Genomic DNA, 12,359 nt, shown 5'->3' with positions numbered 1-12,359 from the left:
TGGGCCACCGGTACGTTTGCTTGCGGCAGGATCGAACGACAGGGGAGGAACAGTGGCCGATCTCGTACTCAAGCTGGACGAACTGGTGCAGCTGCGCGACGACCTCGACGCCGTCGTGCGCGAGTTCCAGAACGCCGACGACTTCAGCGACGGGGTCGCCGACGCGACCGGGCACGACGACCTCCACGACCACGTCCGGGACTTCGCGCACAAGTGGAATGAGAAGCGCAAGGAGATGACCGAGAACGTGAAGAACGTGCAGCAGGTCATCGCCGCGGTCGCCGACAACTTCGTGAAGGTGGACGGGGATCTGGCCAAGGCCGTCGAAGCCGACAAGAGCGGAGCGCACAAGTGAGCGACACGGAGTTCCAGCCCCTCACCGGCGACCCCGGCGTGCTCGAGGCCAAGGCCCGGCACTACCAGTCCATCGGCGAGGCGATCCAGCGCTCAGTGAAGGAGCTGAAGAAGATCCACGACCTCGACGGCTATAAGTCCGAGGCCGTGTCCAAGCTCCAAGAGATGTCGCGCGACACCGCCGACGACATCGACAAGGCCAAGGACCGCTACGCGAAGACTGCGGCCGCCCTGCTGACCTACGCGGGCGAGCTGCGCGGCGCCCAGGACGACGCGGAGAAGGCCATCACGCTCATCAACGAGAAGCAGGGCGACGCCGACGCGGCGCACAAGGCAGCGACCACTGCCCACACCACCCAGCAGAGCGCCAAGCCGGAGGACGCCGCCGACGCGGGCAAGGCCGCCGACAAGGCCGACGACGCGGCGCGCGCCGCCAACGCGGCCCTGCAGGCGGCCCACCAGGCCTGGTACGACGCCCGCAACCGCAAGGACCGTGCAGCCGAGAAAGCCGTCAGCGCGATCGTCGACGTGGTCGACCACCACAACAACGGCCTCAAGAACCCCGGCTTCTGGGACAAGGTGATGGATGTCATCGAGACGATCGGCGACATCGCCGGCGTGCTCGCGATCTTCCTGTCGTGGGTCCCGATCCTCGGGCAGGTGCTCGCGGTGATCGCGCTCGCCGCGGCGATCATCAAGCTCGTGGACGCGGTGGTCAAGTTCGCGAACGGCGAGGGCACCTTCCTCGACATCCTCGGCGCCGCCGTCACCGTCGTGCTCAGCATCTTCGGCGGACGCATCTTCTCCTTCCTCGGCAAGGCCGCCCGTATCAAGGGTCTCGCCCGCATCCCGAAGACCGTCGCCGGCGTGCACACCAGCCCCAACGCGATGCTGAAGGCGCAGATCGGCAAGCGCCTGATGAAGTCCGCCACCAAGAAGCTGTTCGAGAACCCGGCCAAGGACCTGAACGTCTGGAAGGCCGCCGGGGAGTCGGCCGCGGCGCAGCGCGAGGCGTACAAGGCGCTGGTCACCAACGGAGCGGACAAGGCGAAGGCGCTGCGGACGCTCACCGGGCTGGACCAGAACGTCGTCCGCGCCGTCACGCACGACGTGAAGGCCGGAGAGTTCACCATCCTCACCGCCACGGCGGCCTACCGCCAGGGCAGCGCGCTGTACAACAAGGGCGCCGAGCTGTTAAACGCGCCGGGTAAGGTCGACAGCATCGTCAACAAGCTCGATGGCGGCCGCAATCACACCGACCTGCCGCAGCTGCCGAGCGTCGACCTGCAGAAGTTCGCGCTCAAGCAGGCCGACACGTACCTTCCGACGTACAAGAGCAACAACGGCTGAGGGGTGGATCGCGCATGACGCTGCGCTCGCAGGACATCGTCGACTTCTCGTTCGAAGCCCCTGACGACTGGCACGACGTCGAGCTGCTGAGCGACCGGGGGAGCGACGACTGGGCGGAGCGCCTGGTTGGCTCGCTGCCCGCGGGTGAGGCGGCGGGCGAGTTGGTCGAACGTCTGCAGGCGTTGCAGCGGGTGCTGCACGAGGAGGACCCGACCGGCGCCACGCGCGCCCGGGTCTACATCCCGGTGCCGGAGGCCGGTGTGCTGAACGCATTCCAGACCTTCGAGCTGCTGCAGCTGGAAACGGATGACTCGCCCGAGAGCTATCTGGCCGCCGTGGAGGCCGAGAGCGAGCACAGCGAGCCCGGCTTCCGCATCCTCGGCTTCCGGTCGTGGCGCACCGCGCACGCGACCGGCGAGCTGGTCGGCTTCACGCATCTCACCGCGCTCGCCGACGAGGACGCGGGGGATGCGCTGCTCGAGCAGCGCGTCGTCTTCGCGATCTTCCCGGTCGGCTCGGCGCAGGCGTTCCAGATGGTCTTCCGCTCGGCCTTCGTCGGCGGGTTCTCCGACATGGTGGAGGAGACGCAGGCGATCGCCGACTCGCTCCGCATCACGCTCGGGGAGTTCGCGTGAGCGACGCGCGCCTGACCGAGCTCGGCGAGGAGCTGACCATCGTCTTCCCCGGCACCTGGGTGATGATCCCGCTGCACGACGACGAGGCCGCCGCGCGCCGCATCCAGCGACTGGTCGCCCAGCGCGTCGGCCGCGCCGACCGGCTCGCGCGCGTGCGCCGCACCGCCAAGACCGAGCTGGAGCGGCTGGTCGCCCTGGCGAACGACAGCAGCGCGTTCGCGCTTGCCCTGTCGCTCGAGATCCTGCCGGGCGTGCCGTTCCCCGCCTCGCTCGTGCTGTCGCGCGAGGAGTGGCCGACGCGTCCGGAGGCGCTGGATGAGCCGGGCGTCCACCTGGCCCGCTGCTTCCCCGGCGACGAGGCGCTGGAGCTGTCGATCGGGCCGGTGCGCCGGCGCTCGGCCGTCCGGCAGACCACGTACGAGGAGGAGTCCGCTCCGGAGCTCGTGGCGGACTACCGGTTCGCGGTCCCCGGCGGAGAACGCCTCATCCACGCTCGGATCAACGCGCCGATGGCGACCGCGCCCGACCTCTACCTGGAGCTGTTCGAGGCGATGATCGACTCGATCAGCTTCCGGTCGCCGGTCGCCGCGAGCGCTGACGGTCCCTGACCCGACCGCGGTACGCCCGCACCACGAGCACGACCGTAGCGACGACCAGGGCGGCCGTCACGACGACCCACACCACGGCCCCCGCCGTCCCGGCCGGCCAGAACAGCCAGCCCGCGACGAGGAACGACGCCAAGCCGTACGGGATGCCCGCCCACAGCACGCCGAGCCCCGGCCGCCAGCCCAGCATCATCAGCTCGGCCCAGAACCGCGTCCAGGGCGTCAGCCGCACGGGCAGCAGGGAGAGGGCCGTCGGACCGAGGGTCGGCGGGCCGATCACATCCCGCGACCATCCAGTGCTGGACAGCCGCTCGCCCGCGTAGGACGGCCGCAGGCTGCGCACGACGTACGTCCACGCGAGGACCGCCAGCGGGACGGAGGCGAGCGGCAGGGCTACGAACGCGTAGCCGAGCAGCGGAACCAGCACCACGACTGCGAACACGAGGAACAGCACGGTGACCGCGGTATCGCCTCCGGTGACGAACTCCTGCGAGCTGAAGTCCGGATTCGTGCTCCAGAGCCCGAACGGGAGCGCCACGGGGAGCAGCAGCGTCACGATCGCGAGCGCCGTCCACACCAGCGCGACGATCAGGTACCCGATCGGCCGGAGGGCCCGCGAGGCGGACGACGGCGGCGTGGCCGCACGGTCCGCGCCCGAACGCTTCGAGCGCCGCGCCGCCTTCGCCGCCGCGGAGTTGGGGTTCGGCCTCATCGTGCTGTAGGTCGGCATGGCTGCCAGGCTATCCCGCTGGCCCTGCGGCGACGAAGCCGCGCGCATGGGGAGTGCTCCCCATTCCGTGCCGACCGGTCGCCTGGTTAGGTGGAGGTAGCTGGTCGGCCCCGGGGGTACGGCCTCTTCCGAACAACGAAGGGATAAGGACCGTCATGGCCAACATGAACGTCACGTACGGCGAGATGACCGATGCCGCCAACCGCCTCATCGCGGGCAAGGACGACATCACCGCGAAGCTCCACGAGCTCCAGAACCTGGTGAACGGCCTCGTGAACGGCGGCTTCGTCACCGACCAGGCGTCGGGCGCGTTCCACACCTCGTACGAGCAGTTCACCAAGGGCACCACCGAGGCGGTCAACGGCCTCGACGGGATGTCGCAGTTCCTCACCAAGGCCGCTGACGCGCTGCAGAACGTCGACAGCGAGCTGGCCAAGGGCATCGGCGGCTGAGCCGATCCGGCACCGCCTGGGAAGGGGCGGTCGTCCACGGGGACGGCCGCCCCTTTTCGCCGTCCGCGGACAAGGCCTCTAGCACCCCGCGCTCATTTGACCGGGAGAGACCCGCCGGATAGTATTTATCGGGTGTGCGCTCTGCTGCGCGCTTGCTCCATGCCCACTTCCGGGTGCGGGACGAGCGGGCCGGCACGTACTCATCCCCACGGCATATCGACCCGGGGCCGATTGGTCACAACCCATTGGTCGGGGCCGATACTCCCACCGTCTGAAACCACCCGCGATGCGGGCGGTTCGGGGTGCGGGAAAAGCAACAACTGTCACCGTGCAGTCCAAATAAGGAGAAGTTCAGTGCCAACCATTCAGCAGTTGGTCCGCAAGGGACGGACGCCGAAGGTCACCAAGACCAAGGCCCCCGCCCTGAAGGCCAACCCCCAGCAGCGCGGCGTGTGCACCCGTGTCTACACCACCACCCCCAAGAAGCCGAACTCGGCGCTCCGCAAGGTCGCCCGTGTGAAGCTGTCGAACGGGACCGAGGTCACCGCTTACATCCCCGGTGAGGGCCACAACCTGCAGGAGCACTCGATGGTGCTCGTCCGCGGCGGTCGTGTGAAGGACCTGCCCGGCGTCCGCTACAAGATCGTCCGTGGCGCGCTCGACACCCAGGCCGTCAAGAACCGCAAGCAGGCTCGCAGCCGTTACGGCGCGAAGATGGAGAAGAAGTAATGCCTCGCAAGGGTCCCGCTCCTAAGCGTCCCGTCGTCGCCGACCCGGTGTACGGCTCGCCGGTCGTCAGCCAGCTCGTCAACAAGATCCTCCTCGACGGCAAGAAGGGCCTCGCCGAGCGCATCGTCTACGACGCGCTCGAGGGCGTCGGCACCAAGTCCGGTCAGGACGCGGTCACCGTTCTCAAGAAGGCTCTCGACAACGTCCGCCCGACCCTCGAGGTCCGCAGCCGCCGCGTCGGTGGCTCGACCTACCAGGTGCCGGTCGAGGTCAAGCCGCACCGCGCCAACACGCTGGCGCTCCGCTGGCTCACCAGCTACGCCAAGGGCCGTCGTGAGAAGACGATGACCGAGCGTCTCCAGAACGAGATCCTGGACGCGTCCAACGGTCTCGGCGCCGCTGTCAAGCGTCGCGAGGACACGCACAAGATGGCCGAGTCGAACAAGGCCTTCGCCCACTACCGCTGGTAATAAAACTGGCCGCCCGGGCGTTATACGTAACAGTGCCGCGCCCGGGCGGCACACCTTCCACTTTCTACTTTTCGGAGGAACCCTGTGGCACAGGACGTGCTCACTGACCTGCACAAGGTCCGCAACATCGGCATCATGGCGCACATCGATGCCGGAAAGACCACCACGACCGAGCGCATCCTGTTCTACACGGGCGTCAACCACAAGATCGGCGAGACCCACGACGGCGCCTCGACCACCGACTGGATGGAGCAGGAGAAGGAGCGCGGCATCACCATCACGTCCGCGGCCGTGACCTGTTTCTGGAACAAGAACCAGATCAACATCATCGACACGCCCGGACACGTCGACTTCACCGTCGAGGTGGAGCGCTCGCTCCGCGTTCTCGACGGCGCGGTCGCCGTCTTCGACGCGAAGGAGGGCGTGGAGCCCCAGTCGGAGACCGTGTGGCGCCAGGCCGACAAGTACAACGTCCCGCGCATCTGCTTCGTCAACAAGATGGACAAGCTCGGCGCCGACTTCTACTTCACGGTCGACACCATCGTCTCCCGCCTCGGCGCCAAGCCGCTGGTGATGCAGCTCCCGATCGGTTCCGAGTCCGACTTCATCGGCGTCGTCGACCTGATCGAGATGCGCGCGCTGGTCTGGCCGGGCGACGCCAAGGGTGATGTCACCATGGGCGCCAAGTACGAGGTCCAGGAGATCCCCGCCGACCTGCAGGCCAAGGCCGAGGAGTACCGCGCGAAGCTGATCGAGACCGTCGCCGAGACCGACGACGTGCTGCTCGAGAAGTTCTTCGGCGGTGAGGAGATCACCGTTCCGGAGATCAAGGCGGCCATCCGCAAGCTCACCGTGAACAACGAGATCTACCCGGTCCTCTGCGGTTCCGCGTTCAAGAACCGCGGTGTGCAGCCGATGCTCGACGCCGTGATCGACTACCTCCCGTCCCCGCTGGACGTGCCCGCCATCGAGGCGCACAACCCGCGTGACGAGGAGCAGGTCATCATGCGTCACGCCGACGCCACCGAGCCGTTCTCGGCGCTGGCCTTCAAGGTCGCGGTGCACCCGTTCTTCGGTCGTCTCACCTACGTCCGCGTCTACTCGGGCCGCATCGACTCCGGCGCCCAGGTCGTCAACTCGACCAAGGGCAAGAAGGAGCGCATCGGCAAGATCTTCCAGATGCACGCCAACAAGGAGAACCCGGTCGACTTCGTCACCGCCGGCAACATCTACGCGGTGATCGGCCTCAAGGACACCACCACCGGTGACACCCTGAGCGACCCGGACAACCAGGTCGTGCTCGAGTCGATGACCTTCCCGGAGCCCGTGATCGAGGTCGCCATCGAGCCGAAGACCAAGGCCGACCAGGAGAAGCTGGGCACCGCGATCCAGAAGCTGGCCGAAGAGGACCCGACGTTCCGCACCGAGCAGAACCAGGAGACCGGCCAGACCGTCATCAAGGGCATGGGCGAGCTCCACCTCGACATCCTCGTCGACCGCATGAAGCGCGAGTTCAACGTCGAGGCGAACGTCGGCAAGCCCCAGGTGGCCTACCGCGAGACCATTCGCCGCACGGTGGAGAAGTACGACTACACCCACAAGAAGCAGACCGGTGGTTCCGGTCAGTTCGCGAAGGTGCAGATCAGCCTGGAGCCCATGGAGGTCACCCCGGAGACCTCGTACGAGTTCGTGAACGCCGTCACCGGTGGTCGCGTGCCGCGCGAGTACATCCCCTCGGTGGACGCCGGTATCCAGGACGCGATGCAGGTCGGCGTTCTCGCCGGCTTCCCGACGGTGGGCGTCAAGGCGACGCTCGTCGACGGTGCGTCGCACGACGTCGACTCCTCGGAGATGGCGTTCAAGATCGCCGGCTCGATGGCCTACAAGGAGGCCGCTCGGAAGGCGAACCCGGTGCTCCTCGAGCCGCTGATGGCGGTCGAGGTGCGCACGCCGGAGGAGTACATGGGCGACGTCATCGGCGACCTGAACTCGCGTCGTGGGCAGATCCAGTCCATGGAGGACGCGAGCGGCGTCAAGGTCGTTCGCGCGAACGTCCCGCTGTCCGAGATGTTCGGCTACATCGGCGACCTGCGGTCCAAGACCTCGGGCCGTGCGGTGTACTCGATGCAGTTCGACAGCTACGCGGAGGTCCCGAAGGCCGTTGCCGACGAGATCGTCCAGAAGAGCAAGGGCGAGTGACCTCGGTCGCTGCTTCCAGGCAACATCCCGTAACATAAGAAACCAATCCCGCAGATCCACCGGTCGAAATCCGTCGACCGGAGGACCTGCACGAGAGTCCTGAGGAGGACCACAGTGGCTAAGGCCAAGTTCGAGCGGACTAAGCCGCACGTGAACATCGGAACCATCGGTCACGTCGACCACGGCAAGACGACGCTCACCGCGGCGATCTCCAAGGTGCTTGCTGACAAGTACCCGTCGGCGACCAACGTGCAGCGCGACTTCGCGTCGATCGACTCGGCTCCGGAAGAGCGTCAGCGTGGTATCACGATCAACATCTCGCACGTCGAGTACGAGACCCCGAAGCGCCACTACGCGCACGTCGACGCCCCGGGTCACGCCGACTACATCAAGAACATGATCACCGGTGCGGCTCAGATGGACGGCGCGATCCTCGTGGTCGCCGCCACCGACGGCCCGATGGCTCAGACCCGTGAGCACGTTCTGCTCGCCAAGCAGGTCGGCGTTCCGTACCTGCTCGTCGCGCTGAATAAGTCCGACATGGTCGACGACGAGGAGATCCTGGAGCTCGTCGAGCTCGAGGTCCGCGAGCTGCTTTCCAGCCAGGACTTCGACGGCGACAACGCGCCGGTCGTCCGCGTCTCGGGCCTGAAGGCTCTCGAGGGCGACGAGAAGTGGACCCAGAGCATCCTCGACCTCATGGAGGCCGTGGACGACTCCATCCCGGACCCGGTGCGCGACAAGGACAAGCCGTTCCTGATGCCGATCGAGGACGTCTTCACGATCACCGGTCGTGGCACCGTCGTCACCGGTCGCGCCGAGCGCGGCACCCTCGCCATCAACTCCGAGGTCGAGATCGTCGGCATCCGCCCGACGCAGAAGACCACGGTCACCGGTATCGAGATGTTCCACAAGCAGCTCGACGAGGCGTGGGCCGGCGAGAACTGTGGTCTGCTCCTCCGCGGCACCAAGCGCGAGGACGTGGAGCGCGGCCAGGTCGTCGCGAAGCCGGGTTCTGTGACCCCTCACACCAACTTCGAGGGCACCGCCTACATCCTGTCCAAGGACGAGGGTGGCCGTCACAACCCCTTCTACACGAACTACCGTCCGCAGTTCTACTTCCGTACCACCGACGTCACCGGCGTCATCTCGCTGCCCGAGGGCACCGAGATGGTCATGCCCGGCGACACCACCGACATGTCGGTCGAGCTGATCCAGCCGATCGCCATGGAGGAGGGCCTCGGCTTCGCCATCCGTGAGGGTGGCCGCACCGTGGGCGCCGGTACCGTCACGAAGATCAACAAGTAAGTCCTTCGCGACCTCCTTGTGAGAGGGTCGGGCCTTCGGGCCCGGCCCTCTTCTTCTTTTCCTGGCAGTCTCGCCGCAGGGGTTTACCTCTCGGCATCCTGGTCGCAGAATTGACGCACCGTTTCAACCGGACGGTTCCCGTCGACGAGAGGAGCGCCTATGGATACCGAAGGCCTCGCAAACCAGCCCACACCGCTGACAGGATCTCGTACGGATAGTTCGGGAACCGCCTAGCGGTCGTGAACATCAGCTGAGTGGCGGCGCGAGGCGCCACTCGAGCGGGGTCGGCAGAGCCGGCCCCGCTCCTTCGTGTTCGGGGGCGAGAGGGATCCCAGGACCCTCCAGCACCGCGCGCATCCGGTCGGGCCTGGTGGCTGTCGCCCATCCCCACCGGATGACGCGCCACCCCATCGATTCGATCAGCCGTTGCCGTTTCCGCTGCGCGGCGAGCACGTCATGGGCGGTACGGCCTCCGGCGGTCGCGGGGTGCAGGTACTTCACCAACCCATCCGCCTCACCGACCACCCCGAGCTCGGGCCAGACGAAATCGAGTCGCGCTCGGAATCCCAACAGGTCGCTCACCTCCTCCTGCAGTCGCGGTGGTGGTGCGCCGATCAGGGCGAGCGAGACCCGGCTGACAGACTCGAGCGGAGATTCCGCCCGCCCGTCGGCGAACGCCACCGCATCCCCAGCACGCCTCCGCTGGTCCGGATCTCGAATCCGCTCTGCGGCGGAGAGCAGGTCGATCCGCCCCACGAGCGGGTCCCGTTCACCGAACGCGCCGCAGGAGAGCGCAGCGTCCGCCGCGACCACGCCGTCCATCAACGACGCGCGCCCCGCGAGTTCGGCCACCGTGCGCGCAACCGACGTCACCAGCAGCCCCCGCTTCTCCACCACCTCGTGCGCGGTGTCGCCGCGCGCCAGGTGGTCGATCGTCGCCGGCAAACGCCCCAGCATCGGCAGCCCATGGACCAGCGCGGCCGACCGATGGCTGAACACCGGCCGCACCGGCCGAACGGCAGCAAACGTGCGCAGTCGCGCCAGCTCGTCGTCGCGGGATCGCCGCCGCTCGATCTGACGGATGTTGGCGTGCCGGCCCGGCTCGACGGCGCGGAGGTGGAGGCGGCTGAGTGCTGCGTTCGTTGTCATGCACCCAGCCTCGACGCCGCACACGGGCCGCACAGCGTCGCGTGGGAAACTGTGGAGAACGCGCTCCTCCCCAGGCTGGAGGTGCGCGACACGCCCGGGTTGCAGCATCGGCCGCGATCTGGCAAACTTGTCTAGTTCAACATTTCGGAACGTGTGCGCAGGTGCGCGCTCAGACCGGATCACTGCCAGGCAGTGCATAGCCCGTCACAGAAGTGGCATGAGGTTAGGCCGCAGGCAGCAGGACACGCTCAATTCGAACACCAAAGAGGCCAGGGGCTATCTCTGTGCCAAAAGCGGCTCGAAAAGAGTTGACAGAAGAATAGTGGCGTTCCCCACGCGTACGTCGCACCGCGTCCAATGCGAAGAACGACTCGAGAGAGCCGTCTCGTACGACGCCATAACAAGAGAGAGAGTCAGACATGGCGGGACAGAAGATCCGCATCCGGCTTAAGTCGTATGACCACGAGGTCATCGACACCTCGGCGCGCAAGATCGTCGACACGGTGACCCGTGCAGGCGCTACCGTCGTCGGCCCGGTGCCCCTTCCCACCGAGAAGAACGTGGTCGTCGTGATCCGTTCGCCCCACAAGTACAAGGACAGCCGCGAGCACTTCGAGATGCGCACGCACAAGCGGCTGATCGACATCATCGACCCGACGCCGAAGGCCGTCGACTCGCTCATGCGTCTCGACCTGCCCGCCGACGTCAACATCGAGATCAAGCTCTAAGGGGAGTGCCGCTATGTCTAACAACGAGACCAAGACCTCTAAGGGCCTCCTCGGCAAGAAGCTCGGCATGACCCAGGTCTGGGACGAGAACAACAAGCTCATCCCCGTGACCGTCATCGAGATCACGCCGAACGTCGTGACCCAGGTCCGCACCCCCGAGGCCGACGGCTACAACGCCGTCCAGATCGCCTACGGCCAGATCGACCCGCGCAAGGTCAACAAGCCGGCCGCCGGTCACTTCGACAAGGCGGGCGTCACGCCGCGCCGTCACCTGACCGAGGTCCGCACCGCCGACGCCGCCGAGTACGCGGCCGGCCAGGAGCTCACCGTCGACGGGACCTTCGAGGTCGGCCAGCTGGTCGACGTCGTCGGCACCTCGAAGGGTAAGGGCTTCGCCGGTGTCATGAAGCGCCACAACTTCCAGGGCGTCTCCGCTTCGCACGGTGCGCACCGCAACCACCGCAAGCCGGGCTCCATCGGCGCCTCCTCGACCCCGAGCCGTGTCTTCAAGGGCATGCGCATGGCCGGTCGCATGGGTGGCGAGCGCGTCACCGTCCTGAACCTCAAGGTGCAGGGCATCGACGCCGAGAAGGGCCTGCTGCTGGTCAAGGGCGCCGTTCCCGGTGCTCGTGGCCGCATCGTTTTCGTCCGCAACGCAGTGAAGGGGGCCTAAGCAGATGGCTACCTCGATTGACGTCGTCGACCTCAAGGGCAAGAAGGCCGGCTCCATCGAGCTTCCCGAGGCCCTGTTCGACGTTCAGACCAACATCCCGCTGATCCACCAGGTCGTCACCGCGCAGCTCGCCGCGGCGCGTCAGGGCACGCACAAGACCAAGGGTCGTGGCGAGGTCTCCGGCGCCGGCCGCAAGCCGTTCAAGCAGAAGGGCACCGGTCGCGCTCGTCAGGGCTCGATCCGCGCTCCTCAGATGACCGGTGGTGGCATCGTCCACGGCCCGACGCCGCGCAGCTACGCGCAGCGCACCCCGAAGAAGATGATCGCCGCTGCTCTGCTCGGCGCCCTCTCGGACCGCGCTCGTGGCGCCCGTCTCCACGCCGTCCAGGCCTTCACCGCCGGTGACGCGCCCTCGACCAAGGCCGTCGTCGACCTGCTCAGCGGCATCGCGACCTCGAAGCACGTCCTGATCGTGCTCGAGCGCGACGACGAGCTGGCCTTCAAGAGCGTCCGCAACATCCCGTCGGTGCACGTGCTGACCTTCGACCAGCTGAACGCCTACGACGTCCTGGTGAGCGACGACATCGTCTTCTCGCAGGCCGCGCTCGAGGGCTTCATCGCTGCCAAGTCCAACAAGGAAGAGGTGAACGCGTAATGGCCGCCGTCAACAAGGACCCGCGCGACATCATCATCGCCCCGGTCGTCTCCGAGAAGAGCTACGGCCTGATCGACGAGGGCAAGTACACGTTCATCGTCGACCCGCGTTCGAACAAGACCGAGATCAAGCTCGCCATCGAGTCGATCTTCAAGGTCGAGGTCGCGTCGATCAACACCCTGAACCGTCAGGGCAAGACCCGTCGCACCCGCTTCGGCATCGGCAAGCGCAAGGACACCAAGCGCGCCATCGTCACGCTGAAGTCCGGTTCCATCGACATCTTCACGGCCGTCGGCTGAGCGAAGGACTAGAGGAAAACAGA

15 protein-coding genes are annotated in these 12,359 nt (G+C 66.8%); 13 read left to right on the top strand and 2 right to left on the bottom strand.

Annotated elements, in window-relative coordinates; all coding sequences use genetic code 11:
* Positions 1 to 52: 52 nt before the first annotated feature.
* Genes ACRAWB_RS09825 through ACRAWB_RS09810 form a run of 4 tightly spaced genes read left to right on the top strand, consistent with a single transcriptional unit; the run spans position 53 to position 2,947 of the window.
* Complete coding sequence (locus ACRAWB_RS09825; RefSeq protein WP_064109792.1) at positions 53 to 355, top strand: hypothetical protein; 303 nt, start codon at positions 53 to 55, stop codon at positions 353 to 355.
* A complete protein-coding gene (locus ACRAWB_RS09820; protein WP_431353141.1) occupies positions 352 to 1,704 on the top strand; it encodes a putative T7SS-secreted protein in 1,353 nt (450 codons plus the stop codon). Before ACRAWB_RS09825 ends, ACRAWB_RS09820 begins: the two co-directional genes overlap by 4 nt.
* A 14-nt stretch (positions 1,705 to 1,718) precedes the next feature.
* Positions 1,719 to 2,339, top strand: coding sequence for a hypothetical protein (locus tag ACRAWB_RS09815; RefSeq protein WP_431353140.1), 621 nt, complete (start codon positions 1,719 to 1,721; stop codon positions 2,337 to 2,339).
* A complete protein-coding gene (locus ACRAWB_RS09810; protein WP_431353139.1) occupies positions 2,336 to 2,947 on the top strand; it encodes a hypothetical protein in 612 nt (203 codons plus the stop codon). Before ACRAWB_RS09815 ends, ACRAWB_RS09810 begins: the two co-directional genes overlap by 4 nt.
* Here the strand turns inward: ACRAWB_RS09810 and ACRAWB_RS09805 are convergent.
* Complete coding sequence (locus ACRAWB_RS09805) at positions 2,904 to 3,674, bottom strand: hypothetical protein (RefSeq protein ID WP_431353138.1); 771 nt, start codon at positions 3,672 to 3,674, stop codon at positions 2,904 to 2,906. The two genes, ACRAWB_RS09810 and ACRAWB_RS09805, sit on opposite strands and share 44 nt — an antisense overlap.
* A gap of 155 nt (positions 3,675 to 3,829) precedes the next feature.
* On the opposite strand from ACRAWB_RS09805, the gene ACRAWB_RS09800 reads away from it, so the two are divergent.
* From ACRAWB_RS09800 to tuf, 5 genes are all read left to right on the top strand, one after another.
* Positions 3,830 to 4,126: a WXG100 family type VII secretion target gene (locus ACRAWB_RS09800; RefSeq protein WP_018191976.1), complete on the top strand. Its 297-nt coding sequence runs from the start codon at positions 3,830 to 3,832 to the stop codon at positions 4,124 to 4,126.
* Between the two features lie 354 nt (positions 4,127 to 4,480).
* Entirely contained in the window at positions 4,481 to 4,855 is a 375-nt protein-coding gene (rpsL, locus tag ACRAWB_RS09795) for a 30S ribosomal protein S12 (protein WP_011186743.1), read from the top strand.
* Positions 4,855 to 5,325, top strand: a complete 471-nt coding sequence (rpsG, locus tag ACRAWB_RS09790) for a 30S ribosomal protein S7 (RefSeq protein ID WP_431218726.1) — start codon at positions 4,855 to 4,857, stop codon at positions 5,323 to 5,325. The genes rpsL and rpsG overlap by 1 nt, the downstream gene beginning before the upstream one ends.
* Positions 5,326 to 5,409: 84 nt before the next feature.
* Positions 5,410 to 7,524 (top strand): elongation factor G, encoded by a 2,115-nt coding sequence (gene fusA / locus ACRAWB_RS09785; protein WP_431353137.1) that lies wholly within the window; start codon positions 5,410 to 5,412, stop codon positions 7,522 to 7,524.
* A gap of 114 nt (positions 7,525 to 7,638) precedes the next feature.
* A complete protein-coding gene (gene tuf, locus ACRAWB_RS09780) occupies positions 7,639 to 8,832 on the top strand; it encodes an elongation factor Tu (protein WP_064109785.1) in 1,194 nt (397 codons plus the stop codon).
* 246 nt (positions 8,833 to 9,078) lie between these two features.
* Here tuf and ACRAWB_RS09775 read toward each other — a convergent pair whose 3' ends face one another.
* Positions 9,079 to 10,005, bottom strand: a complete 927-nt coding sequence (locus tag ACRAWB_RS09775) for a hypothetical protein (RefSeq protein WP_431353136.1) — start codon at positions 10,003 to 10,005, stop codon at positions 9,079 to 9,081.
* Positions 10,006 to 10,400: 395 nt separating this feature from the next.
* On the opposite strand from ACRAWB_RS09775, the gene rpsJ reads away from it, so the two are divergent.
* From rpsJ to rplW, 4 genes are read left to right on the top strand one after another with little or no spacing between them, the layout of a single operon-like run.
* A complete protein-coding gene (rpsJ, locus tag ACRAWB_RS09770) occupies positions 10,401 to 10,709 on the top strand; it encodes a 30S ribosomal protein S10 (protein ID WP_018191969.1) in 309 nt (102 codons plus the stop codon).
* Positions 10,710 to 10,722: 13 nt separating this feature from the next.
* Positions 10,723 to 11,382 carry a 50S ribosomal protein L3 gene (gene rplC / locus ACRAWB_RS09765; protein WP_431353135.1) on the top strand — a complete coding sequence of 220 codons (660 nt, stop codon included), beginning with the start codon at positions 10,723 to 10,725 and terminating at the stop codon, positions 11,380 to 11,382.
* 4 nt (positions 11,383 to 11,386) lie between these two features.
* Positions 11,387 to 12,037: a 50S ribosomal protein L4 gene (gene rplD, locus ACRAWB_RS09760; RefSeq protein ID WP_064109783.1), complete on the top strand. Its 651-nt coding sequence runs from the start codon at positions 11,387 to 11,389 to the stop codon at positions 12,035 to 12,037.
* Positions 12,037 to 12,336 carry a 50S ribosomal protein L23 gene (rplW, locus tag ACRAWB_RS09755; RefSeq protein ID WP_064109782.1) on the top strand — a complete coding sequence of 100 codons (300 nt, stop codon included), beginning with the start codon at positions 12,037 to 12,039 and terminating at the stop codon, positions 12,334 to 12,336. The genes rplD and rplW overlap by 1 nt, the downstream gene beginning before the upstream one ends.
* The last annotated feature ends 23 nt before the right edge of the window (positions 12,337 to 12,359 follow it).

Source organism: Leifsonia poae, from assembly GCF_050632865.1.
Classification (GTDB): domain Bacteria; phylum Actinomycetota; class Actinomycetes; order Actinomycetales; family Microbacteriaceae; genus Leifsonia; species Leifsonia poae_B.
Note: the sequence above shows the minus strand (reverse complement) of the source record. Positions and strands in the feature narration are given on the sequence as shown.